This is a genomic window from Streptomyces sp. V3I8, assembly GCF_030817535.1.
In the GTDB taxonomy this organism is placed as follows: Bacteria; Actinomycetota; Actinomycetes; order Streptomycetales; family Streptomycetaceae; genus Streptomyces.
This window is the reverse complement of sequence record NZ_JAUSZL010000002.1, coordinates 4,604,788-4,626,859: the sequence shown is the minus strand read 5'-3', so window position 1 is coordinate 4,626,859 and position 22,072 is coordinate 4,604,788. Positions and strand designations below refer to the sequence as shown.

Sequence of the window (22,072 nt, the reverse complement as noted above, 5' to 3'; positions counted from 1 at the left end):
CCCGGCCCTGTGCACGGGCGGCAGGACACTCCAGGCGCAGTTGATCAAATGAGGGTAGTTCCAAAGACAACATAAACGCAGGTCAGCCCCATGACACGACGAACGCGAGGCCGGCAGATGCACGGCCTCGCGTTCAGGATTGGCAGTAGGTAATTCAGTTCGTGGTCAGCGCCATACGGGCTCGATCAAATGGGGATCAAACTTGCGCCGCCCTCTCCCGGCAGGGTGGATCAAGACTGCCGAGAGGCTGTGAAGGATCAGCGCTTGCTGCCGCTCGATCGGAAGGGCCAGGAAGTCCTCAAGCGAGTCGACGCCCAGAGAAGCAGTCTGCTGCCGCGCCTTGCTGAAACGACCACGTTCAAGCTTCAGCTCGTCACGCTGACGCTCTAGATCCGGCAGCAGTTGGAGCAGCGTGGAGACCGTGATCTCTTTCGTCCTTGCCGCCTGAGTGAGGGCGGCAATGTCCCTCTCAACGTCAGCAAGCTCCGACGCATTGACCCACGGCTCGGCCTCTTCCACTGTGGCACTGGCAGCTCTTTCCCGCTGCTCAGCAAGGACGAGACTGATGACGAACTCGTCGACAGCCTCTCCGACACGTCCCACCTTGCCGCAACCTCCGTTCACCACGGAGCACTGGTAACTGAACTTGGCCACTCCGGGGTTCGGATTCCGTCGACGGGCTACCTGACCACGGATCTTGCTGTGACAGAGGCCGCAGCGGGCAATCCCCGACAGCAAGTACTTCCGGGCCAACGAATGCCCGGGGTACTTCTGCTTCCGCTCCGCTACGACAGCGCACACCGCCTCCCACTCTTCAACGGTGTTGATCGGTTCCCACTCACCAATGACCGGACTTCCGTCGTCCGCAAGGAGGACTTCCCCGCGGTAGGTGCGGTAGCCGCACAAGCGCGGGTTGGTCAGCATGCGTTCCACGAGGTGATGCGGCAGCCGGGTGACACCCTCGCGAGGGTGGCCCAAGCCCCGACGCTGCCAGTCCGTGCGAATGGTTCCGATGCGCACGCCAGCCAGTAGCAGTTGCTGAGCAGCGCGAATGTGCTCCGCAGCAACGAGGTCGACCGTGCGTCCGTCTTTCTGCCATCCATAGGGAGCCGGGCCACCGCTGGATTTCCCCTGTCGTGCCAGTTCAAGGTGCTTGCGCTGGATTCGACGTGACGCGTCGTGAGAGGACTTGTTGGCGAACGCCACCATCACGCGCGCCATGGTGCGACCGTCAGCCGTACCCAAGTTCACGTCATTGGTGACAGTGGCGAACACTCGCCGCTTGCGCTCGTCGTACAGGTCGATGAGGCGTTCAAGGTCTTTGGGCTGTCGAGCGAGCCGGTCAAGGTCGTAGGAGACAACCCCGTCGATCAGGCCGTCCGCCAAGTCGCTCAGCATCAGCTCGAACTCAGGCCGCCGGACGTTCCGCTTGTAGGCAGACACGTCATTGTCCTGGTAGACCTTGGCGACCGCCCAGCCTCGAAGATCCGTCAGCCGCTCGCAGTCTTCACGCTGCCGTGCGACCCCGAGACCATCCCCCTCGTCGTCCCGGGAAATGCGCGTGTAAACCGCGATCTTGAGAGCCACAACTAGGCCCTCCCTTGCAGGACGAGAAGGCGGTGCACCCACTCCTCATCCCGCGCCGGCGCACGACGAAGGTGCTTCGCGATCCACTCGTCTTTCGTCATCACCGACTTACGACTCGTCTGCTCAGCCTTGTGCGTCATCGAGGCAACCTCCGTCCCAGTCAGTGAGCGCTTCGCGTGCGGTCTCGCGGTTGAGTTGGATGTCCCGGCGGATGTTCGCGGCGAACCAGGATTCGCCGGGGGTGTAGCCGTGGCCGGCGTAGGTCCAGTGGGCGAGCACGAGGGTGGTTGCCTCCGGGTGGTCGTCGGGGTCGGGCAGGCCGAGGGAGGCGCGTTGCTGGGCGGCCCGGTAGTCGGCGCGGACCTGGCGGAGGGCGCCGAGGGTGGTGGAGTAGCGGCGGGACTTGGTGGAGAAGTGGCCGCGGAAGCCGAGCATGTGGGCCCAGTCGCGGAGCTTGCGTTCCGGGTAGAGCGCGTGGAGGTCCAAGCACGCTTCGATCAGCCGGCGGGGATGGTCGGGCACGCCGAGCAGAACGAGGGCTTCCTTGTTGCCGACCCGGCGGTCGACCGTGCCGGTGGTCTCGGCGGCCTTCGTGGCGTACTTGGCGACGTAGGAGGCGACCGCCTGCTCTGTCAGGTCTTCGCCGTTGCCGAACGCGCCGATCGGCTGAACGTCGAGCTGGGTGCCCCACCGCAGAGTGCGAGCCGGCTGGACGCGCGCAGGCTGCTCAGGGTCCGGCTGATACCGAGCCGGGGCAACGTCGACCGCGACGCGGGCGGCGGCAGCACGGATCGCGTCGTCGAGCAGGCCGAGGGTGGCCCAGTGCGGGGGCGGGGAGTCGGGCCCGTCCGGTCCGTCGAAGCGGATCACCGCGTGGAAGTGGACGGCCCCGCGCTTCTGGTACTCAGCGACCTTGCCGAAGGAGAGCCGGGACTGTTCACGGGCGTCTTTCTGCGTGAGGCCGGCCCGCTTCGCGATCTCGCGGCGAAGGTAGATCGTGAAGTAGCGCCACAGGTCGGAGGCGTGGTTGTTCCACAGCACGGCGCCCGCGTAGTCGTACGTCTCAGGGGCAACAGGCGTACCCAATACTGGGTTTTCTTCCTCGTGCCGGACCCCGCAGCGGCACGGCCGGTTGCCGGGCCGGTTGTGGACGGGCCCGAACGAGGGCGCGGTGAGGGTCGCGAAGACCCGCGGGTGCTCGCGCACCGTGTACGGGGTGCCCTTGGCCGGGTCACCGGTCAGGCCCGCACGGATCAGGTGGTAGGTGTCGCCGGCGTAGGTCCAGGCGCAGGCCGGGCAGCGCGAGGCACGGCGGTTGCCGCAGGCGATACGGAGCATCCCGCCCGGTTCCTCGTCGGTGTTGTAGTAGTGCAGGACGGTCTTCGTGGTCGGGTCGATCGTCTTCGTGCCGCCGGTGAGGCGGATCGGGTCGGAGCAGCCTCCGGTACGGCGGATCTGTTCGTGCCAGCGGTCGAAGTCATCGGCGCCGGCCACCCTCAACACGTCGGTGAGGGTGGCCGGGTCGAGACCCGCCAAGGAGGCGGTGTCAGTCACGAACGACCTCCGTTGCGGTGGGCGGGGCCGTGACGGTCCGTGTAGTCGTCGACCAGGGCCTTGACGTTGGTGTCGCCGTTGGCGTGGTCCTCGGCGCCGCAGCCGCCGCACAGGTAGTCGCCCTGGGATCGGGTGTACCGAGTGCCGCCGCGGACCCGCAGGCCGGGACTTTCCTCGGTCGGGGTGAGGTTGGAGGGGAGTTTGCGGAACATCCCGGTCACCGCCCGGCGGACAGCGCGGCGGTGGGGGCCGTGTGGCCGGTGCCCTTGCAGGTGCGGCAGTCGACCAGGAGGGTGGTGCGGGAGCCGTCACGGTGACGGGTTCCGGTGGTCACCGCGACGGCGGCGAAGCCCTTGCAGTCCCGGCAGACGGGCGCGGTCGAGTCGTGCTGAGGCATGATGAGTGAGCCCTTTCGGGTCGAAAGATCAGGAAGAGGTGGAGCCGTCCGGGGCGGCGGTTCTTTGGCGAGAGAGCCGCCCCGGAGGGTGCTACTTGCGGTAGCGGTTCGTGCGGTTGATCGTGTAGCCGAGTCCGCCGGTGGCCGACAGGACGGCGACGGCCGCGCCGGCGACGACCTGGACGACGAAGGCGATGACCAGCAGCACCGCGACGGACCCGGCGGCGACGACCAGGGTCAGGACGATTGGCCCCGTGTAGGAGCGCGGCGCCTGCTGGACGATCACGACCTTGCGCATGTCCGTGCCGGGCGGGATCTGCCGGTAGAGGTCAGCAGGGATGTGTCCGGCACGCATCTGGTCCTCGGGGAGCTGCATGGCGGTGTCCTCCTCTCAGGTGCAGCGGTGGGTACGGGCGGCGAGTTCGGCGGCCGAGCGGTTGCCGTGCTCGGTGGAGAAGCCGCAGGCGGGTGCGGTGCAGGCGGCGGTGTGGCGGGTCTGGCCGCGTCCGTTGTTGAACGTGCCGACCTTGACGGGACCGATGCGGATCACGTCGTAGAAGCGGTTCGGGCGCACGAGGGGTCACCTCCTTTCAGGCGAGTTGGGCGACGATCGCGCCGGCGAGGTCTTCCGGGATGCCGAGGCGAACGCGCAGGGTGGCGGTGTCGATGTCGGAGCCGGTGCGGGTGCGGTGTTCGGTGGCGACCTTGCGGGCGTGGTCGACCAGCGCCGGAGGCACCGCGGGCACCGGGGCCTGCGGCAGAGCCGGGACAGGCTCGGGGGCAGGGATTTCCGGGGCCGGGTCGGGTGCCGTTTCGGGGCGGTCGACGACCGGTGCGGTCCGGGGCTCGGAGGCAGGCTCCGGGGCCGGGTCCGGCGGGGGATCGGCCGGGGTGTGGGCCAGGAGGGTGCCGCCGAGGAAGGCGAGCGCGGGCCAGCCGGCGACGGTGATGCGCAGCCAGGCCGGGACGTGGTCGAGGTCGAGGAGTCCGGCGGTGGCGATGTTCGCGCCGAGCGATGCGATCAGGGCGACCAGGAACCAGAACCAGGCCAGCTTGGAGCGTTCGGTGCGCAGCCGGCGCCACACCGCGACCAGCAGCAGGTCGACTGAGACCGGGTAGGCCCAGGCCTTCCAGCCGCTCTGTCCGGCAGCGGCAGCCAGGTCGTGCAGGTGGGCGAAGGACAGAGCGCCGGCGATCACGGCCTGGACGAGTACGGCATCGATGCGGATCGAGCGAGGCACTTCTTTCACCTCCTTTCAGTCATCAGCGGGGGCGACGCCGGAGCCCCAGCAGGTCAAGCACATGGCCGCCTGCCGGTGACCGGTGGCACGTCCCTTGCGGGCGCCGACCCGGACGGTTTCGGTGATCTCCCCCGCGCCCTTGCAGTCCGGGCACGTAACCGGCGCAGGCTTGGGCTTGGTGGTCCGACGTGCGGCCATGAGTGATCTCCTGCCTGGTCAGGGGGTCTTCTGCGGGGGCACGCGCGGCGGGGCGGTGGGCTTCGGAGGCACGAGGCGGTTGACCGGCCGGAACGGGGCCAGGAACGGCAGGTCCGGGGTGAGGTGCGCGAACTGTCGGCACACGGCCGCCGCTTCGTCCGGGGTGGTCATCGGGGTGCGGATACGGGACCAGCCACCGGAGGTGTCACCGGCCACCGCGACGCCAGGGCGATCCACCCGGATCGAGGTGGCGGCCACGACCGCTTCCGCGGAGATGTCGGACAGGCCCATCTCGGCGGTGGCCTTGTCGTTGACGCGGTGCACCACACGCCCGGTCAGCTGAGCGCGCAATGCGGTGGCGCCCCTGCCGAGGTCGGAGCCGAAACGCTGCCCGCACACCTCCAGATGGATGCCGACCGCGCGGGCCATCTGACCCAGCCGCACGAGCTGCATGACGGTGTGATCACGGGCCGCTTCGTCCTTCTTGGAGGTCACGAAGAACAGCTCCGCCACCTCGTCGATCAGGACGATCAGCGGCACCGGCCGCAGCTTCTCGGGCAGCTCCCACACGTCCGAGACGCCGTAGAGGGCGAGCAGGTCGAAGCGTTCGCCCATCTCCAGCACCAGCGCGTCCACCAGACGGCCGGCCGCGTCCGGATCGGTCACCAGGGCCGACAGACGCGGCGCGTAGCGGCCGTGCTCGACGCCCCGCTTGCAGTCGATCCCGATCAGCCCCACCGGGAGCCTGGCCAGGCCCTTGACCAGGTTGCGCTGATACATCGACTTGCCCGAGGAGTTCGCCCCCAGGGTCAGCGCCATCGGAACCGTGCGGTAGTCCCGCTCGAACACCGAACCGTCCTCACGCACCGCCACCGGCACGACCATGTCCCGCGGGCGGGCCTTGCGCGGCAGACGGACCCGGCGCAGCACGTCATAGCCCGTCATGCGCAGCTCCACGTACCCGGGCTTGGTCTCCGCGACGGTCACCGACTGCACCCCGAAGGCGTGCCGCAGACGCTCCGAGGACGCGGCCACATCCGCAGGCTCCAGACCGGCCGGCAGCCGCAGCGAGATCCGCAGACCCGTCGAGGTACCCCACACCCGGCGCACCTTCGGCGGCAGGGGCCGCACCTCGCGGCGGGCCAGGTTGCGCGTCATGAACGCCCGGAACCCGGCCGGCTGCACCGTCAGCCCGCAGACCTCCATGGTCGAGCGGTAGGACCAGGTGAACCGGCCCCAGGTGACCGGCATCCCGACCAGCGACCAGTACACGCGCGGAGCGTGCACCTTCGCGTAGCCCAGACCGCCGGCACCGGCGGCGACGCCGCCCAGCTCGAACCAGGTCGCGATGTCGGCCATGATCAGGCACCCACCGGGGTGATCGCGACCGCGCGGAAGGAGATGCCGTGGCGCTTCTGGCCGTTGAACTCGTTCTCCCAGTCACGCGCCTTCAGGCCCACCACCCGCACGATCGAACCCGGCTGCAGACCCTCGGGGTAACCGGTCTCCGGCACGGTGACCTTGTAGAGGTTGCCCTCCCCCTCGTCCGAGATCACCAGGCCCACCGTGGACAGACCCGCACCGGAGTCCCGGTCCACGGCCCGCTCACCCGTGCGCTTGTCGACGAGCTTCGGTTCCGGGGCGGTCGCCACGATCACAACCGCGGACGAAAGGTCGATCTTGAAGGACGGCATGCTCACTCCAGGAGAGATCAACGTTAGGCCTCTTGGACCTCTTGCTCAACTTGTTGGTACAAGCTGACTCCTAGAGATTGACGCATGCACAGTGAGACGTCAAGCACTTCGGCGCTACATGTACCAACAAGTTGGCTTAGTGCGTCATGATGGAGTCATGAGTAGGCAGCCGAAGTACCAGCAGGTGGCCGACGCGCTGCGTCGTGAGATCGACAACGGCACGTACGCACCCGGGGCTCGACTGCCATCAGAAGCCGAGTTGGCCACCCGGTTCGAGGCTTCCCGGAATACCGTTCGTTCAGGGCTGGGCCTGTTGGTGAGCCAAGGGCTCGTCACGTCGAGCCAGGGACTGGGGTACGAAGTGCGGAAGCACGAGGTGTTCCAGTTGAACGCCTCTCGCTTCGAAAACCTGACCTTCCCCCAGAACGGCGACGCGTACTCAACCGACGTAACCAACGCCGGCCGCCGCCCTCACCAGACGTTTCGCGTAGAGGTCATGACGACTCCGGGCTACATCGCCGAGCGGCTGAAGGTCGAGACAGGTACTCGGTCAGTGCTTCGGTTCTGCCACCGCTTCGTAGACGACGTGCCGTGGTCAACTCAGGCGACGCATTACCCGGACTGGCTGGTCCAGGACGCGCCCAGGTTGACCGACCCTGGCGACATCGAAGAAGGCACCACTCGTTACCTGGCTGGCCTAGGCATCGAGCAGGTGGGATACGCAGACGAGATCTCCACTCGGATGCCCACTCCGGATGAGGAACGGCTCTTGGAGATCGGACGCGGTGTCCCCGTCCTGATTTGGACGCGTACCGGCTACACGAGCGAACACCCAGTGCGGTGCACGATCACAACCTTCCGTGGCGACCTGAACCGCATGAACTACGAGATTGGCGATCTGTCCGCCCTCGATCGGAACGAAGTCAAGTGAAGATCACCAGCGCCACACCCTCAGACCTTGACCAGTTGCTGAGCTTCCGGAAAGAAGCAGCAGCATGGATCAGCAGGCTCGGTAGCGACCAGTGGAGTCGCCCCTACCCCGCTGACCGTCTCTTGGCCACCATCGAGGCTGGGACCGTCTTCATGCTCAGACACGAGGGACGCACCGCAGGGACGATCACTTTGACCCCGGAGGCTGAGGAGGGATTGTGGTCTGCGGAGGAGCTTGCCGAGCCCTCTATGTTCGTCAACAAGTTGACGATCGCGCGCGACTACGCAGGCCAGAACCTTGGAGGCGTGCTTCTCGATTGGGCTGGTGATCGCGCGTACCGGGCGGGCGCGAAGTGGTTGCGACTCGACGCATGGACCAGCAATGAGCGGCTCCAGCGGTACTACCTGGAACAGGGCTTTGAACACGTGAGGACTGTCCTCGAAGGCGGCGCGGTCAACGGTGGTCCGCGTGTCTCAGGGTGGCTTGCCCAGCGTTCCGCGCGCCCAGCAAATCACGATCTTGCCGATGAGACACCAGCCCCCAAGCCGCTACACGCCTGAGCTGTTACAGATTTCTCTACCTCATCAAGCCCCGGCTGCGCTCCGCTCCGCCGGGCGCGCTTCCCGGCTCTGGCTGCGCCCGCGCTCCTGCCTTCGGCCCGCTCGGCGCTGCCGCCGCCGACGCGCGCCCACATGTGGATAGGGCCCGGTGGCCATAAGTCGATCACCGCATTGGGCGGCCCACGGTCAAGACGATGCCTCCGGCGGGGGATCGGCCGGCACCGGGATAGAGGGGGCGCCGTTCCCGACCGCGGGACCGTGGATGGCGTGCGTTGGGGTGCTTCCATCCCGTCCACCGTCGACCCAGGCAGAGCCGAGCAGACGCGGCCCCTGGCGTCCAGGTCGTTCGTACAGTGGCGCGCTCCACCTGGACGCCAGGAACCACGCCCGCTCCACGGTGTGTGGGTCGACGGCGGACGGGATGGAAGCTGGGGTCAGTGGTCGGCTTAGACCGGCGGGACGGGTCAGCTATCTGGGCGAAGCCTTCTGGAGAGTTGCTGAAGGGCAGCTTCAAGAGCCTGGTCGTCTTGCTCGTCTACCCATCGGACCACCCCAGTCGGTATGACCTCGCTGACTTCCCTGACTCTCCTAGAGATGTGCACAGGGAGTGCTCGGTTCGTCACGATGAGAAGCCCATCGATAGTGGGTCCTCCGAGACGTGTCCGACGGCTGTCCACGCGGTGCACGATGCGGCGGAGATCAGCACTGGGAAGGAGGGCGTCTCCACTTCCACCGAGAACTTCAACGCCGATGCGGTAAGCACCCATCGGAACAACAGCATCGACCCCTTGGTCAAAGGGTCCTTGGCTCACTTCCGTTGCCGGGTACAAGCGCTGTAGCCGGCGGACAACCTCAAATTCCAAAAGCTGGTTCGAAACCCTGGCTACCACCGGGTCCCGGCTAGCTCCGGGATCCAGCGTGCTCAACACCTGGAGGGCTTGCCTAGCCTCTTCCGGCGAGTCGTCCTGCATGTTCGCAACCACATCGCGACGTCTACGTGCCATGAACAACTCGTAGTCCTGATAGCGCGCCCGAGTCAGCGGTGACCCGTTGATGGCCATGAGTAGCAACACAACCCCGACGAGCAACAGAGCCACGGAGCCGGCCTGGTTGCTGGTCATGAAGACAGCGGCGACACCAGCGCCGGACAGCCCAAGCCCAAGCGCGGAGGCCGACAACCGTTCCCACCGAGATAGTGGTGCGGCATCAGGCTCAACCGCCCCGGAAGCATCTCCTATGTCGGACACCCCACGCATACTAGTAGGCCGAAGCAGGGACCGGCTGTCACTGGGACCTGCCAGGCTGCACTCATGATTGGTGAAATCCCGGGTGTCTCAGTAGGCCAGGTATACGCAAGCCGAGTCCTCGCCAGTGAAGCAGGTATCCATCGTCCGCGGATTGCAGGCATCTGCGGCACGAAGGCTACCGGCGCCGAGTCCATAGTGCTGTCAGGCGGATACAAGGACGATGAAGATCACGGTGATGTGATCATCTACACCGGGCACGGCGGGCAGGACGGAGCCGGCAACCAGATCAGCGATCAGTCCTTGGAGGATTCAGGCAATGCAGCGTTGGTGACCAGCCATCTCCAGGGACTCCCCGTACGCGTCATCCGCGGAAGCAAGAGCGAGTCGATCTACGCACCGCGGTCTGGATACCGTTACGACGGCCTGTACCGGGTCGCAAGCTACGGAAGCAAGCTGGGTATCGACGGGCATCTGATCTGGCAGTTCCGCATGGAAGCAGCTCTCGACACCCCTACGCCGCCCATCGCAGGTGAACAGCTCCCCGTCGATGCTCCGCAGAGCGGTTTGGAAGCCCCCGCCGGCAACGACGAACCTGAACGCGTCAGCTCCAACGTTCAGCGCATCGTCCGCAGCAGCAGGGTGAAGAACACAGTGAAACGCTGGCACGAAGATCAATGTCAGGTTTGCGGCATCGTCATCGACACACCCGGCGGCACGTATAGCGAGGGCGCCCACGTCCAGGCACTTGGGCGCCCCCACAACGGCCCCGACCGCACAGATAACGTCCTCTGCCTTTGCCCGAACTGTCACGTGAAGTTGGACAGTGGCGCCATCGTGATCGAGGACGATCTGACCGTCGTGGAAAACGGCACTCCCACTAGACGTCTGAGGACCCATCCTCGGCATGCTCTCAGCCTCGAATGCATCCGAAGCCACCGTGAGCGCTGGCGCCGTTAGGTGCGTTCCGGACCATCCGTGCGTGAGAGCGCTCGAGCACCATCGAGGGCTCTCACATTGGTGTGGACCAGAGAAGCCGCAGTTCAGAGCGCTTCTTTGTTCTCCTTGGGGGCCGTACCCGACTTATGTACTGGAGGCAAAACACTCCACGGAAAATTGATCCAGTCATCGGTGCGTTTCCACACGTACTCGCACTTCACCAGGGACTGGGGCTTCTCGTAGATGACCGCTGACCGGACCTCGGCGACGGCGTCGACGCAGAAGTCGTACACCAGTTTCAGCGTCTTGCCGGTGTCGGCCACGTCGTCCGTGATCAGCACCTTCTTGGCGGAGAAGTCGATGGCGTTGGGGACGGGCGCGAGCATGACCGGCATGTCGAGCGTGGTCCCGACGCCCGTGTAGAACTCCACGTTCACGAGGTGGATGTTCTTGCAGTCGAGGGCGTAGGCGAGCCCGCCGGCCACGAAGACGCCGCCGCGGGCGATGCTGAGCACGACGTCGGGCTCGTACCCGTCGTCGGCGATGGTCTGGGCGAGCTCGCGGACGGCGGTCCCGAACCCCTCGTAGCTGAGATTCTCGCGCAGATCGCTCACGTCACCCATGCCGCTCACACCTGGGTCCGGTGGAAGTTGAGGAAGGACCGGGAGGCGGTGGGCCCGCGCTGCCCCTGGTAGCGGGACCCGTACCGGTCGCTGCCGTACGGGAACTCCGACGACGAGCTGAGCTGGAACATGCACAGCTGCCCGATCTTCATCCCCGGCCAGAGCTTGATGGGGAGGGTCGCGAGGTTGGACAACTCCAGGGTTACGTGCCCGGAGAACCCGGGGTCGATGAACCCGGCGGTGGAGTGGGTGACGAGCCCGAGCCGCCCGAGCGAGCTCTTGCCCTCGAGCCGCGACGCGAGGTTGTCGGGCAGGCTGATCACCTCGTACGTACTGGCGAGGACGAACTCACCGGGGTGGAGGATGAACGGCTCGTCCCCCTCCGGCTCGACGAGCCGCGTGAGGTCGGCCTGCTCGACGGACGGGTCGATATGGGGGTAGCGGTGGTTCTCGAACACCCGGAAGTAGCGGTCGAGCCGCACGTCGACGCTCGACGGCTGCACCATGGATGGGTCGTAGGGATCGATCCGTACGCGCCCGGAGTCGATCTCGGCCCGGATGTCCTTGTCAGAGAGAAGCACGCCCCGAGGATACGGGCAGCCCGCGGGCCCACCACAATCCGCTCGTCGTGGCAGGCCCGCGGGCGTGAATCCGTCAGTGAATCCGTCGGCGAACCGGTCGGTCGTACCGCCGGTCAGCGCCTCTCGAGTTCGACCGGTACGACGCTGCGGAGCCGGGCGCACCGGGGGCAACGGATCAACCGGCCGGGGCCGAGCCGCTCGGCCTGCCGCATCGGAAGCGATGCGGTACTGAATACGTGCCCCTCGGCACAACGGACGACGGTGCTGCGTTCCATCAAGTCCCCAGAGTCCCTTCCCCAAGAGCCGCGTCTGACTGACGAGAGCGCCACATTACGGGATGAAAGGGACGGGCCTGAAGGCGGCACTCCGATCCCGCCGGCACCCTCTCCAGCGCCTCCACCGTACGCCCCAACTCCCGCGCACCGCAGTCGGGCCCCACCCCCTGGAACACCCGCCGCCACCCGGGCTCCAGCACCGGGGGCCTGGCATGAGGTATGGTGAATCCGCGTTTCCGACACCGGCCGAACACCCCGTTCCGGCGTCACGCGCGGGTGTAGTTTAGTGGTAGAACATCAGCTTCCCAAGCTGAGAGTGCGAGTTCGATTCTCGTCACCCGCTCCAGAATGTACCCCCAGGTCAGCGGCCTGGGGGTTGTTTGTTGTCTAGTCCAATTCGGGGGTGGCGTGCCCTCCGCGTGCCCTAAGTGCAGGTGGGACGCCCTATCCGCGGCCCTCGGGCGCCCTGGCGGGGATCACGGACGCCGGGCGTCTCGAATCTTGAGACGCATTTCATGTGACCTGCGCCACTACCGCCGGAGGCTCCTGCGAAGTCGCATACGCAAAGCTGAAGTTGAGTCACGGTCAACGCGGAAGCGCTGAGCCGAGCGGCTCCACGTCAGGCAGGGAACAGTTCGAGGACGCGGGTGACCCGACCCCAGCCAGCCACCAGCGTCGCGGCGAGAACCGCCGCCCCCAGGATCAGCCACGGACGCACGTCTTCTCCCACCCCCATCGACGGCAGAGCGCGCGCGGCGCCGACTGCGGCAGTCATGGCCGCGAGGATCGCCGTGGCGACGTGGGCCGACTCGCGCCAGGTGTTCCGTAGGCGCGACACGGGCCGGACATCTTGGAGCAGCTCGGCGGGCAAGAGCGCTGCCTGTCGGCCGTACAGATGGTTCTCGGCGATAACGAGCTGCAGTCGTGCCAACTCAGTCAGCGCGGGCTCCGGGTCGACGTCCACCTGATGCAGCGCCACACGCTGGGCTCCGGCGACCAACGCAGCATGCCGTTTGATCAGCCGGAGCCTGGAGGAGCGGCGCGGAACCGAGCCGGCGATGCTGTGCACTTTGAACAGGCGCTTCTCGACATACCGACAGCTCTGATCCAGCTGCCGCAGTGCCCTGGATCGACCCCGCCACGAGGCGCAGCGCGTACCTTAGCTCCGACCACGACCGCATCGATCACTCCCAGGACGAGGCGGTAGCGCGCGGTCGAGCTCCATCGCATGGCCCAGAACACGGGCCATAGGAACACGCCGGACATGATCGCGAGCATGACCGTCCAGTCAAGGAGACTCAAGGTTGGGGCGTTCCCCTTATCCGCCGTCCAGTGAAAATGCTCTATCGCCCGCGTACCCCAGGTCCAGCGCAGGTGTGAGACCCCAGCCTCGACCACTGCGAGCGATACCCGCCAACCTGCCCACGCGGCAATCCAGCCCCCGACGACCCCGAGCGCACAAGCCACCCAGTTCGGATGCCACGAACTGAGAACGCCGCGGACTCTTGCAGCCTCCTTCAACGGGACACCCAGCTTCTCCAGGGCCGCGTCCAACTCCCTCATACGTAGTCCTGCCCAGCCGCTCTGTTGGGCAGATCTCCTGAGCCAGAGACGGTGGCGAGCCCAGAGACGCATGGCCCAGCGCTGCAGACGTAAGTCGTACGACGCCACCCGAAATCCCCCCGCTTCAGCTGTGCCTCATGTGGTGAGGAGTCGCAATATGTATCATCTGATGCCGCCGCCGCAGAGCAAGCAACTTGCGCATTTGGGGAGTTGATGCGAGGTAGAACTTGCAGACAAGATCGTTCGAGCAGCGTCGCCGGACGTGACTATCGCGGCCAATAGCGAGGCGGTTCCTTGACAGGGGAAACCAGATCGAACCGCTGCTTGCTGCCGGGGTTCAGACCTTTGATGTGGACGAGCTGCTGGCCTTCCGCCGCGTCGAGTTCACGGATGATCAGAGGCATGGCGGCGATCACAGCACCCATGGCCAGCCCCAGGCCGGCCATGCCTTTGTGACCGTGACTGAACCGGATGTGGTGCATGCCGGATCTCTTGATGGCGGTCGTCTCTGACGGGTCTTCCAGCTGACGCCCGTCCTTGGTGAGGAAGGCTTCGAAGCCTCTCTTCGCGGCGTCGGGGAGGAGGGCAAGATCCTTCTTCCCCGCCCACTTGATCTCGCTAACGTGCTGCACCTCGTGCCCGGGGAGCAACCGTCTGAGCATCTCCAGCATCTGCACCGGGACGTTCTCGTCGATGAGGATTCGCATCAGGCAGCGCGCGGTCCCGGGCTGTAGCTGTCCACATACAGGGCGAAGGACACCGCGTCGCGGGCGGCCTCCGCTGTCACGCCAGGGTAGTAGTCGGCGATCTCCTCAGGTGGGATGCCGTCCTCCACCAGTTCCGCGACGGCATCGAACGGGACACGAGTGCCGGTGATGACCGGCTGCCCCCCCTGCGTCTCCGGATCCACGCTGACGTGTTGCTTCGGCCGCAGGAGGTGCGGAACCACGACGCCGGCGCGCGGCGCGAACTCCTGGAGGATGTCCTCCATCGTCGCGATGACTCGCTGCCCCGGGTGCTTCACGAGGTCTGTTGCGTGGTCGTCGTTGTTGTGGCCCACAAGGATGATGGAGGCGCCCTCAGCCACTAGGGAGTAGCTGGACAGGTGCTCGAACTCACCGAATCGCTTCAGTGTGGCCAGCGCCTTGCGGATCTTCTGCAGGGATACGTCTTGCCGAAGGATCGCGAACGCGCGTAGCGCCAGGACGTCCCGGAAGGAGTACAGAGCAGGCTTGGCCGCGAGCTCAGGACAGAGAATCGGACCGTTGCCTCGGTCCTGCCGCCATGAGCGCAGTTGCCCGGTGGTTGCCCCGGAGAGAGCCGCAGCCATACGAGTCGAGTACGCCATGGTCCACTCCCTCCAGTTCTCACGGGATCTTCTACCCCCAGCATCCCAGTTGTGCGCTTCAGGACGCTACAGGAAGTACGGAGAGACAGGACCAAAACGGCATAGGGCTGCTGCGACACTCCAATGATCATTAAGCCCACCAGCAGGCTTACAACGCAGTCCTGGGCCACGGCGCGAGACCAGGACAGGACGGTAGAGGCAAGTCTTGCTGCCTCCCGCGCAGGGAGGACCGACTGAAGAGCCGGTCCTCCATATGGGGGGCAGGAGAGGCTCATGCCTCGCGAACATCTCACTGTGCTCTTGGCGAGGCTTCGCGGAGCCGCGCGCGCACCTCGACGTCGAGCCCGTGCGCCAGCTTCTGCTGATGCTTCGCCGTCGAATGCTGGTAGATCGGCTGGGCCCGCTCCGAGGACTGCCCAGCGCGGACCATGAGGTCCTTGAGCTTGGCGCCGGTGTCGGCGGCCAGGGTGTTGCCGGTGTGCCGGAGGTCGTAGAAGCGGAAGTTCTCCGGCATGCCGACCTTGGTACGCGCCTTGCGCCACTTCCGGCCGAAGGTGGAGCGGCGGAACGGAGCACCCTTTTCACCGATGAAGAGCAGGCCGTCCACCTCCTTCTCGGCGAACCACTGCAGGTGCCGCCGCAGCTCCGGAAGCATGAAGTCGGGCAGGTACACGGTGCGCTTGCCCGCCCGGGTCTTGGGGTCGCCGGTGACACGCTTGCCATTGGTCAGCTCCGGCGACGCCTGCGTGACGCGCAGGGAGCACGCGGCGAGATCGACACTGCGTCGGCGCAGTTCGGCCAACTCCTCCGGGCGGAGGGAGGCGAAGGCTCCGAGCAGGACCATCAGGCGTCGGCGAGGTCGAAGACCTGCTCGATGGTGGCGGTGGGGCGTTCGTCGGCCTCCTCCTTGCCGGCGCCCTTGATGCGGCACGGGTTGCTGCGCAGGAGGTCGTCGTCGACCGCCGTCTGGAGGATGGCCTTCAGTAGGCGGTACGACTTGGCGACCGTGGTGGCGCCGGTCGCCTTCAGGCGCTCGGCACGCCATGTGCGGACGGAGGGCGGAGTGATCTCGTCCAGGTCCTTACCGCCGAAGGTCGGCAGAATGTGCAGGCGCAGCAGGCCGCCGTAGCGGTCGAGCGTGGTCGGGGCCAGGCCGCGCTCTTCCATCCAACGGAGTGCGTACTTCTCGACATTGACCGCACCGGCATCCGGGTCGCGCCAGTGCTCCCGCTCGATGTCGGCACGGATGAGGTTGAGCCAGTCCTGGGCGTCGGACCTGGTCTCGAACGTCTCCGGCGCGGTATGCCGCTGTCCGTCCGGGCCGAGATAGCGGGCCTGCCACCGGCCGGAGGCGAGCTTGCGCACCGTGCCGAACTCGCGCCGCCTCTGCGGCTTGCGTCCCCCCATCAGGCCGCCCTCCCGTAGCCGGTACGGACACGGCGGACCGGCTCGACGGTGCGCGCCTCGACGTACTCGGCAATCGCGCTCTCGGGGACGCGGACCGGACGGCCGAGCTTCACGTAGCGGATTCGGCGCTCGGCGATCAGGCGGCGGACGAAGCGCTCGCCCGTGCCGAGTATGTCGCCGGCCTCGGCCACGGTCAGGAGGCAGTCATCCATTCGCGATCACCTCCTGCGCGGTGCGGGCGGTGCGCTAGGAGGGGGAACAAGCATGGGGTATTGCGGGTCGGCGCAAGGGCGTTGGGTCCTTTACTCGGGGGTGGTTTGACGTGGCAGGCCGTTCGGCGGGCTTCGCCTGGGACTACGCGGCGCGGATCCCGTGGAGGAGGGCCAGGGGCGAGACCCGCAGGGCTTGGGCGAGGGCGCCGAGGTCGTCGATGTCGCAATGGCGTTGGGCGCGTTCGATGCGGGACAGCATCGTGTTGGTCATCGGACGGCCGAGGGCGGTGACGCGGGCGGCGAGCTCGCGCTGGGCGGGGCCGCGTTCGGTGCGGAGGATTTCGATGGTGCGGGAGGCCCGTATTCCGGCCGGTCCGATTTCCAGAGATCGTGCTGCCATGGCTCCATTTGTAGCTTCCAATCGCCGGTTTGGTTAACCGGCGATCGTCGGCTATGTTGCGCCCGGCGACCGGTCGGGGCTTACCTTTGGACTGGACTCTGAGTATCCGGTTGCCGGTGTCTTCGCCAGTCCAATGATGTGCTCTGACGTGGAGTGTTGTGTTGTAGCTTGCACTCTCATCGGGAGTCAACGAGTTCTCGATGTGATGCTTCTGGCTTCACCTGACGGCCCATTATTTCGGCAACGGCCGATTCGGGTTTATGGTTTTGGTGATGCCTTGCAGCACACGTTCGCCGTCAGCTGTCTGCTTTCCCGGCGGAATGCTGGACTTGTGCGACATGGATGTGGCTGTCTTGGCTATACGACGCCACCAGCCCTCCCCCGCACCTTCGGACCGGGGCTGAAAGCCGCTTCCTACCCGTGCACCGCCCAACAGGGTCGACCGCACCTCCCCGCCCCGATCTAGGAGCCGCCGCCCGATGAGCTACGACGCCCGCGAATGGGTGTGGGACCACAGCCGCAGCAAGGGCACCTCCCGCATGGTCCTCACTCTGATCGCCGACCGGTGCCGTGACCGGCACTGCGTCGCGTATGCGTCCGTGCCCACCCTCATGAAACGCGCCAACGCCTCCCGCACCGCCGTGCGCGAAGCTCTGGCGAAACTGATCGACAGCGGCGAGCTGGTGCAGCTCCCCGACCGCAAGGGGCCACGCGGAGAGACGTACTACCTGCTCCCGGACGCCGCCCGATTTCTCGCCGAACAGGTCAGGGAGGGAGACCGGAATCCGGCACCCCACGGGGGTCGGATTCCGACCCTCGGAGGTTCGGAATCCGACCCTGCCGAGCACGTCGAGGGGGGAGCGGAATCCGACCCCGGGGAACAGAATCCGACCCCCAGGGGGACGGATTCCGACCCGAGGGGGGCGCAGATTCCGACCCCCAGAACTGTAGAGAACCGAAGGTGAACGGTAAGAACAGCAGCAGCTCTGCCCCGCTCATCTCCGCCACCAAATGGCACATCGACGACGACGCCCGTGCCTGGCTACAGCACCACGGCCACCTCGACCGGCTCGGCGAGCACGCCCTGCACACTGCCGACGAGAAGTGGCGCACCTACCGAGCTCCATGGGCGCCCCGCACCGCCGCCGCATGGGCCACCGACTGGCGCGCGTGGATCGCCCGGGAACGCACCCCCACCCCTGGCCGCCCCAGCCTCTACGCCCTGCCCGGCGGCACCCCCATCGCAGCCACCGGCATGACGCGCTCCGAAGCGCACATGGCCGCACTGCTCGCCGCCGTCGACGAACCGACCGGAACGGAGTAACCGCATTTGGACCGACGCGAAGTCGCCGCTGTCCTCGCCTACATCGGCCGCCTCGCCCCCCGCACCGTCCGCACCGGTACGGGCGACGCACGTAACCAGATCGCCCAGTGGCAGGATCTGCTCGGCGACGTGCCCTTCGCCACCGGCCACGGCTGGGACGTCCGCGAGGCTATACGGTCGCACGTCCTCGGCTCGCCGTACCCGATCCTGCCCGTGGACGTCGCCCGCAGATGGCGAGCCCACCGACACGACCGCCTCGACCGGCACACCGACCCCACCCCGGCCGCCGACCCCGACGATCCGGCCGCCTGGCGTGCCGAGCTGCTCCGGTCCCGGAACGCGGTCGCCGCCAGCATGGCCGCCCCTGCGACACACCGCCAGATCACCAGCGGTAGCCGGCCTCGCGACGTCGAGGAGTGCCTGCGCGAGATCGAGTCGTGCATCCCTCCTGCCGTCCGCGCCGAGCTGGCCCGCTACCGGCCGACCCGCGCCGCGCGCGAGGCCACCGTCGCCGAGGGCGTCCCAGATGCGCTCAGTGTCCGTTGCGACTGGTGCCACTCACCCGTGGGCTCCCCCGTGCCGTCAACGCAGGGCGAGCCCATACGTAGCCGCCCGGGCCAATGCCGTACGAACGACTCCCCACCCCTCGCACGTCGACCTCGCCGCTGCCCGACGGAGCCGACACCGAGCTGCGTGACGCGGCCCTGCTTCGCTCCTCGCGGCAGCTGCCACGGCTACGACCGCCGGTCCCGAACCTGTCGTACACGGTCCCGACGAGCACTTCGGGGACCGCGCCCCGGGGGACCGTACCGATGATTTCCGGGACTGGTCCCCTCTGAAACAGCAGTTCAGACGGCTTTCGTGTCGGTCCCCAGAGCGTCCCCGGCAACGGGGACCGTCCCCGCAGCAGCCCCTTCGGTCCCCTCGGGGACCGGGACCGTGCAGTGGAAGGGGGACGGTCCCCGTGACGACGTGTCAGGGGGACCGTCCCCGATGAGCGTCGCGTCTCCGTCCCCGATGAGCGTCGCGTCTCCGTCCCCAAGCGTCTGGGCACCATGCACCGGTGCGGTTTGGGGACCAGCCTCCCTCGCTCTCCCGGCAACCACATCCCTGCTCTGACGGCTCCCACAGCCGTCGAGTTGCCCCGGCCACTGGTCTCAGAAGCCGTATCTCAACCGATCTTGGAACGTGTGGATCGAACAGAGGCCCTTGTCGGGTGATCTTCCGGCGATACGCGCATGAAGGCAGGGCCTCCTGGTAGCTCGGGGGTGCGACCCCGTTCCGAGCGTTCCTGGAGGCCCTGTTGTCGTTGTTGTACGCGCCCGAGTCCGTTGACTTCAACTCGTTCGCCGTGTCGTGCGACTGCCTCGCGCACGTGTACGGCAACGCGGCCGATCACCCGGATCGGGTGCGCCGGTATCCGTCGGACATGACGGACGCGGAGTGGGCGGCCATCCGGCCGTTGCTGCCGGTGCCGGCCTGGCTCCAGGGACGGGGCGGACAGCCCGAGGGCTACTGCCACCGGCAGCTGCTGGACGCGATCCGCTATCTGGTCGCGGGCGGGATCTCCTGGCGGGCGCTGCCCGCGGACTTCCCCGATTGGGGCCGGGTTTACGCCTTCTTCCGCCGCTGGCGCGAGCACGGGCTGATCACCGAGTTCCACGACCGGCTGCGCGGGAAGGTCCGTGAACGCGAGGGCCGCGAGACCGAGCCCACGGCCGGGATCATCGACGCGCAGTCGGTGCGGGCCGCCGCGACGGTGCCGGCCGCCTCCCGCGGCTACGACGGCGGGAAGAAAGTGGGCGGCCGCAAACGGCATATCGTGACCGACACCCTCGGCCTGCTCCTGGTCGTCGCGGTCACCGCCGCGAACATCGGCGACCGGGACGCCGCGGCCGGCCTGCTGGTCCGGCTGCGCCGTCTGCACCGCGACATCACCCTCGTCTGGGCCGACGGCGGCTACACCGGCCCCCTCGTCGGCTGGTGCCGGGACAAACTCGCCCTGACCCTGGAGATCGTCAAGCGCACCGACGACATGACCGGGTTCGTGGTACTGCCCAGGCGGTGGGTGGCAGAGCGCACGTTCGCGTGGCTGATGAACTCCCGCCGTCTGGCCCGGGACTACAAGACCCTGCCCGCCACCAGCGAGGCAATGATCCGGTGGTCGATGGTCACGCGGATGAGCCGGCGCCTGGCACAGCCACGAGCCGTGGACCGGCACTGAACGCCCCCGACGCCTCCAGGACAAGCCACCCGCGCTCCGCCAGGCGCCGGGCTTTCGACCGCACCCCCTCGATCTTCGCCGGCGTCGCATCAAGGCCCAGCTCCACCGCGATCTCCTTGGCCCGAAGCGGCCCCTGCCCCGTGGACCGCTGCTGTTCCAGGACGCCCAGAATCCGCTGATAGTCCGGCGCCAGAACCGTCACCGGCAGTCCTTCCCGCCAGGGCGGCACCGTCGAGCCGGGCACCGGCGCAAGCGACGGCGCCGCTTCCTCCTCCGCCTCGGTCCCGGTCACGGCAGTGGACTCGGCCGCAGCAACTGCCAGGGCCTCGATCAGTTCTTCCCGCGCGATCACCCGCCGGTCCAGCTCGACCTCCGCGGCCTCCAACGCCTCCACCAACCGCGCGACTTCCTCCCGCAAGCCCTCCACCCGCACCCGGGCAGCCGCCTCGCGCTCCTCCAGCATTCCCAGCACCGACGCCACCGCGCACCCCTCGACCATGAAGCGGACACAAGACGTCGCGATGGCTCCCGCAATCCGAGCAAAACCATGCCTGACCAGAAGGAATCAAGGCATCACGTTCGGTTGAGATACGGCTTCTGAGTTCAGACCTTTGATGTGGACGAGCTGCTGACCGTCCGCCGCATCAAGTTCACGGACGATCAAAAGCATGGCAGCGATCACAGCGCCCGTGGCCAGACCCAGGCTGGCCACGCCCTTGTGCCCGACCGACGCTTTCCCGGCGTCCGGACGGCGGGAAGAGGGCGTGACGGCGGCGTGGGAACGCCGCCATAGCGGCGGGGACCTCGAAGTCGATCGCCGGCCCCCTCTACTGGCGTCCGGATCGCCGACTTCGCGCAGAGGAGATAAACGTGCCCGCCCCCGTTCCAGATACCCACTGGCACCTCCGCACTCTGCCGGTGGAGCTGACGTCATGACGACCGCCGTCTTCCGCCCTAGTTGGTCCCATCCGGTGCGAGCGGCCGTGCCGCCCTTCACCTAGGTCGGTCTGAGACGAGTGCTGGAGAAGGTGCAGCGCTGGGCTCCGTACGTCGACGGCCTTCTGCTCGACGACGCGGCGGTCGTCCTGGACGATCACACGCCGGTCGAGGATGAGATCGACGAGCACGCCCAGCGGCTCCGTGGCCATCTGATGCGGCTCGTCCACCTGACCGTAGCCTCCAGGGCGGCGGAGCGGGACGAGCGCAAGCCAACCTCGTCGAACATGGGCGCGCTGTTAGGTCCGAGGAGGTGCCCGGCGACCACCGCCGGGCCGTCGGCCACATTCGGCGCATGGTGTAGACAACCGACGAACTTCTTAATCTCCTGGTGGCTGACTAGTGCCTCGCGGAGGCGCCGTGACCTTCCCACCCCTCCACCTCGCGTACAACCCGCGAGCTGCCGAACCAAGAGAAAAGCGCCTCGCCTAGTCCCGTACATCACCCGGAGGTAAGGGGAGGACGCGTCCCCACACAGCCTTATCATCACGCGGCACTCCTCCGGCCCGCGGCTGTACTACACGGACGCGGATCCCGGGACCGGAACCCGCGAGGCGTGCTCTGGGCCGGATGCGGGTGGAATCCCGTTAACGCCGGTGGCCGGACCACCGCTGAACCGCAGTGGAAGCTGATGCACCCACACCGGCAGATGGTGTGCATGCAGACACTCACCTGTCAGGTCTGCGCCCGTCCCACTCGCACACCGCTCGGCTTCATCTTCTTCGCCAGCCCACGGGACCACGAACCGGCTCAGGCGGGCGTCCTCACGAACCA

Annotated in this window: 24 protein-coding genes, 1 tRNA gene and 3 pseudogenes; 8 read left to right on the top strand and 20 right to left on the bottom strand. The window is 67.1% G+C overall.

What is annotated here, in order from left to right; translation table 11 throughout:
• Window positions 1–165: 165 nt before the first annotated feature.
• From QFZ75_RS20560 to QFZ75_RS20520, 9 genes are all read right to left on the bottom strand, one after another.
• Window positions 166–1,587 (bottom strand): recombinase family protein, encoded by a 1,422-nt coding sequence (locus tag QFZ75_RS20560; RefSeq protein WP_307538961.1) that lies wholly within the window; start codon window positions 1,585–1,587, stop codon window positions 166–168.
• 123 nt (window positions 1,588–1,710) lie between these two features.
• Entirely contained in the window at window positions 1,711–3,141 is a 1,431-nt protein-coding gene (gene repSA / locus QFZ75_RS20555; protein ID WP_307538960.1) for a replication initiator protein RepSA, read from the bottom strand.
• The gene (locus QFZ75_RS20550; protein WP_307538958.1) at window positions 3,138–3,353 is read right to left on the bottom strand and encodes a hypothetical protein; all 216 of its coding nucleotides are present in this window, start codon (window positions 3,351–3,353) and stop codon (window positions 3,138–3,140) included. The genes repSA and QFZ75_RS20550 overlap by 4 nt, the downstream gene beginning before the upstream one ends.
• A gap of 5 nt (window positions 3,354–3,358) precedes the next feature.
• A complete protein-coding gene (locus QFZ75_RS20545; RefSeq protein WP_307538956.1) occupies window positions 3,359–3,538 on the bottom strand; it encodes a hypothetical protein in 180 nt (59 codons plus the stop codon).
• 91 nt (window positions 3,539–3,629) lie between these two features.
• Window positions 3,630–3,914 carry a hypothetical protein gene (locus QFZ75_RS20540; protein ID WP_307538954.1) on the bottom strand — a complete coding sequence of 95 codons (285 nt, stop codon included), beginning with the start codon at window positions 3,912–3,914 and terminating at the stop codon, window positions 3,630–3,632.
• Between the two features lie 15 nt (window positions 3,915–3,929).
• Window positions 3,930–4,112: a mobile element transfer protein gene (locus QFZ75_RS20535; protein WP_307538953.1), complete on the bottom strand. Its 183-nt coding sequence runs from the start codon at window positions 4,110–4,112 to the stop codon at window positions 3,930–3,932.
• A 16-nt stretch (window positions 4,113–4,128) separates the two neighbouring features.
• Window positions 4,129–4,779 (bottom strand): DUF2637 domain-containing protein, encoded by a 651-nt coding sequence (locus QFZ75_RS20530; protein ID WP_307538952.1) that lies wholly within the window; start codon window positions 4,777–4,779, stop codon window positions 4,129–4,131.
• A 216-nt stretch (window positions 4,780–4,995) separates the two neighbouring features.
• Window positions 4,996–6,336, bottom strand: coding sequence for an FtsK/SpoIIIE domain-containing protein (locus QFZ75_RS20525; RefSeq protein WP_307538950.1), 1,341 nt, complete (start codon window positions 6,334–6,336; stop codon window positions 4,996–4,998).
• 2 nt (window positions 6,337–6,338) lie between these two features.
• On the bottom strand, window positions 6,339–6,671 hold the full coding sequence (locus tag QFZ75_RS20520) for a hypothetical protein (protein ID WP_307538949.1): 333 nt from the start codon (window positions 6,669–6,671) through the stop codon (window positions 6,339–6,341).
• A gap of 157 nt (window positions 6,672–6,828) precedes the next feature.
• On the opposite strand from QFZ75_RS20520, the gene QFZ75_RS20515 reads away from it, so the two are divergent.
• Together QFZ75_RS20515 and QFZ75_RS20510 are read left to right on the top strand one after the other, a co-directional pair.
• Window positions 6,829–7,602: a GntR family transcriptional regulator gene (locus QFZ75_RS20515; protein ID WP_307538947.1), complete on the top strand. Its 774-nt coding sequence runs from the start codon at window positions 6,829–6,831 to the stop codon at window positions 7,600–7,602.
• Window positions 7,599–8,162, top strand: a complete 564-nt coding sequence (locus tag QFZ75_RS20510) for a GNAT family N-acetyltransferase (RefSeq protein ID WP_307538945.1) — start codon at window positions 7,599–7,601, stop codon at window positions 8,160–8,162. Before QFZ75_RS20515 ends, QFZ75_RS20510 begins: the two co-directional genes overlap by 4 nt.
• A 464-nt stretch (window positions 8,163–8,626) precedes the next feature.
• On the opposite strand, the gene QFZ75_RS20505 is transcribed toward QFZ75_RS20510, so the two are convergent.
• Window positions 8,627–9,283, bottom strand: a complete 657-nt coding sequence (locus QFZ75_RS20505) for a hypothetical protein (RefSeq protein WP_307538944.1) — start codon at window positions 9,281–9,283, stop codon at window positions 8,627–8,629.
• A 189-nt stretch (window positions 9,284–9,472) separates the two neighbouring features.
• Here QFZ75_RS20505 and QFZ75_RS20500 point away from each other — a divergent pair, with 189 nt between their 5' ends.
• Entirely contained in the window at window positions 9,473–10,366 is an 894-nt protein-coding gene (locus tag QFZ75_RS20500; protein WP_307538942.1) for a YDG/SRA domain-containing protein, read from the top strand.
• 83 nt (window positions 10,367–10,449) lie between these two features.
• Here QFZ75_RS20500 and QFZ75_RS20495 read toward each other — a convergent pair whose 3' ends face one another.
• Complete coding sequence (locus tag QFZ75_RS20495; RefSeq protein WP_307538940.1) at window positions 10,450–10,968, bottom strand: phosphoribosyltransferase; 519 nt, start codon at window positions 10,966–10,968, stop codon at window positions 10,450–10,452.
• A gap of 5 nt (window positions 10,969–10,973) precedes the next feature.
• The gene (gene dcd / locus QFZ75_RS20490; RefSeq protein WP_307538938.1) at window positions 10,974–11,549 is read right to left on the bottom strand and encodes a dCTP deaminase; all 576 of its coding nucleotides are present in this window, start codon (window positions 11,547–11,549) and stop codon (window positions 10,974–10,976) included.
• Between the two features lie 547 nt (window positions 11,550–12,096).
• On the opposite strand from dcd, the gene QFZ75_RS20485 reads away from it, so the two are divergent.
• Window positions 12,097–12,170 (top strand) — tRNA-Gly (locus tag QFZ75_RS20485).
• Window positions 12,171–12,443: 273 nt separating this feature from the next.
• On the opposite strand, the gene QFZ75_RS20480 is transcribed toward QFZ75_RS20485, so the two are convergent.
• The 6 genes and pseudogenes from QFZ75_RS20480 to QFZ75_RS20455 form a co-directional block, all read right to left on the bottom strand.
• Window positions 12,444–12,893, bottom strand: coding sequence for a hypothetical protein (locus QFZ75_RS20480; RefSeq protein ID WP_307538936.1), 450 nt, complete (start codon window positions 12,891–12,893; stop codon window positions 12,444–12,446).
• A 760-nt stretch (window positions 12,894–13,653) separates the two neighbouring features.
• Window positions 13,654–14,094 carry a DUF5615 family PIN-like protein gene (locus tag QFZ75_RS20475; protein ID WP_307538934.1) on the bottom strand — a complete coding sequence of 147 codons (441 nt, stop codon included), beginning with the start codon at window positions 14,092–14,094 and terminating at the stop codon, window positions 13,654–13,656.
• Complete coding sequence (locus QFZ75_RS20470) at window positions 14,094–14,735, bottom strand: DUF433 domain-containing protein (protein WP_307538932.1); 642 nt, start codon at window positions 14,733–14,735, stop codon at window positions 14,094–14,096. Before QFZ75_RS20470 ends, QFZ75_RS20475 begins: the two co-directional genes overlap by 1 nt.
• A gap of 289 nt (window positions 14,736–15,024) precedes the next feature.
• A pseudogene (locus tag QFZ75_RS20465) lies at window positions 15,025–16,142 on the bottom strand (tyrosine-type recombinase/integrase).
• Window positions 16,142–16,354: a helix-turn-helix domain-containing protein gene (locus QFZ75_RS20460; protein ID WP_307538930.1), complete on the bottom strand. Its 213-nt coding sequence runs from the start codon at window positions 16,352–16,354 to the stop codon at window positions 16,142–16,144. The pseudogene QFZ75_RS20465 and the gene QFZ75_RS20460 overlap by 1 nt, the downstream one beginning before the upstream one ends.
• Before the next feature lie 142 nt (window positions 16,355–16,496).
• On the bottom strand, window positions 16,497–16,754 hold the full coding sequence (locus tag QFZ75_RS20455; RefSeq protein WP_307538929.1) for a helix-turn-helix domain-containing protein: 258 nt from the start codon (window positions 16,752–16,754) through the stop codon (window positions 16,497–16,499).
• Between the two features lie 479 nt (window positions 16,755–17,233).
• Here QFZ75_RS20455 and QFZ75_RS20450 point away from each other — a divergent pair.
• The 3 genes and pseudogenes from QFZ75_RS20450 to QFZ75_RS20440 all read left to right on the top strand — a co-directional run bounded on the left by QFZ75_RS20450 (window position 17,234) and on the right by QFZ75_RS20440 (window position 20,302).
• Window positions 17,234–18,078, top strand: a pseudogene (locus tag QFZ75_RS20450) (helix-turn-helix domain-containing protein).
• A gap of 6 nt (window positions 18,079–18,084) precedes the next feature.
• Window positions 18,085–18,775 (top strand): annotated as a pseudogene (locus tag QFZ75_RS20445) (hypothetical protein).
• A 732-nt stretch (window positions 18,776–19,507) separates the two neighbouring features.
• Window positions 19,508–20,302, top strand: coding sequence for an IS5 family transposase (locus QFZ75_RS20440; protein ID WP_307544627.1), 795 nt, complete (start codon window positions 19,508–19,510; stop codon window positions 20,300–20,302).
• On the opposite strand, the gene QFZ75_RS20435 is transcribed toward QFZ75_RS20440, so the two are convergent.
• Together QFZ75_RS20435 and QFZ75_RS20430 are read right to left on the bottom strand one after the other, a co-directional pair.
• The gene (locus tag QFZ75_RS20435; protein WP_307538928.1) at window positions 20,250–20,801 is read right to left on the bottom strand and encodes a hypothetical protein; all 552 of its coding nucleotides are present in this window, start codon (window positions 20,799–20,801) and stop codon (window positions 20,250–20,252) included. The two genes, QFZ75_RS20440 and QFZ75_RS20435, sit on opposite strands and share 53 nt — an antisense overlap.
• A 66-nt stretch (window positions 20,802–20,867) precedes the next feature.
• A complete protein-coding gene (locus QFZ75_RS20430; protein ID WP_307538927.1) occupies window positions 20,868–21,014 on the bottom strand; it encodes a hypothetical protein in 147 nt (48 codons plus the stop codon).
• 304 nt (window positions 21,015–21,318) lie between these two features.
• On the opposite strand from QFZ75_RS20430, the gene QFZ75_RS41155 reads away from it, so the two are divergent.
• A complete protein-coding gene (locus QFZ75_RS41155) occupies window positions 21,319–21,753 on the top strand; it encodes a DUF6415 family natural product biosynthesis protein (protein WP_373465907.1) in 435 nt (144 codons plus the stop codon).
• The last annotated feature ends 319 nt before the right edge of the window (window positions 21,754–22,072 follow it).

Coding starts and splice junctions, on each gene's coding strand:
- QFZ75_RS20475 (WP_307538934.1), bottom strand. CDS start 14,094: ATGCGAATCCTCATCGACGAGAACGTCCCGGTGCAGATGCTGGAGATG.
- QFZ75_RS20460 (WP_307538930.1), bottom strand. CDS start 16,354: ATGGATGACTGCCTCCTGACCGTGGCCGAGGCCGGCGACATACTCGGC.
- QFZ75_RS20435 (WP_307538928.1), bottom strand. CDS start 20,801: ATGGTCGAGGGGTGCGCGGTGGCGTCGGTGCTGGGAATGCTGGAGGAG.
- QFZ75_RS20515 (WP_307538947.1), top strand. CDS start 6,829: ATGAGTAGGCAGCCGAAGTACCAGCAGGTGGCCGACGCGCTGCGTCGT.
- QFZ75_RS20505 (WP_307538944.1), bottom strand. CDS start 9,283: ATGACCAGCAACCAGGCCGGCTCCGTGGCTCTGTTGCTCGTCGGGGTT.
- QFZ75_RS20500 (WP_307538942.1), top strand. CDS start 9,473: ATGATTGGTGAAATCCCGGGTGTCTCAGTAGGCCAGGTATACGCAAGC.
- QFZ75_RS20525 (WP_307538950.1), bottom strand. CDS start 6,336: ATGGCCGACATCGCGACCTGGTTCGAGCTGGGCGGCGTCGCCGCCGGT.
- QFZ75_RS20440 (WP_307544627.1), top strand. CDS start 19,508: ATGACGGACGCGGAGTGGGCGGCCATCCGGCCGTTGCTGCCGGTGCCG.
- QFZ75_RS20495 (WP_307538940.1), bottom strand. CDS start 10,968: ATGGGTGACGTGAGCGATCTGCGCGAGAATCTCAGCTACGAGGGGTTC.
- QFZ75_RS20455 (WP_307538929.1), bottom strand. CDS start 16,754: ATGGCAGCACGATCTCTGGAAATCGGACCGGCCGGAATACGGGCCTCC.
- QFZ75_RS20470 (WP_307538932.1), bottom strand. CDS start 14,735: ATGGCGTACTCGACTCGTATGGCTGCGGCTCTCTCCGGGGCAACCACC.
- QFZ75_RS20540 (WP_307538954.1), bottom strand. CDS start 3,914: ATGCAGCTCCCCGAGGACCAGATGCGTGCCGGACACATCCCTGCTGAC.
- QFZ75_RS20550 (WP_307538958.1), bottom strand. CDS start 3,353: ATGTTCCGCAAACTCCCCTCCAACCTCACCCCGACCGAGGAAAGTCCC.
- QFZ75_RS20520 (WP_307538949.1), bottom strand. CDS start 6,671: ATGCCGTCCTTCAAGATCGACCTTTCGTCCGCGGTTGTGATCGTGGCG.
- QFZ75_RS20545 (WP_307538956.1), bottom strand. CDS start 3,538: ATGCCTCAGCACGACTCGACCGCGCCCGTCTGCCGGGACTGCAAGGGC.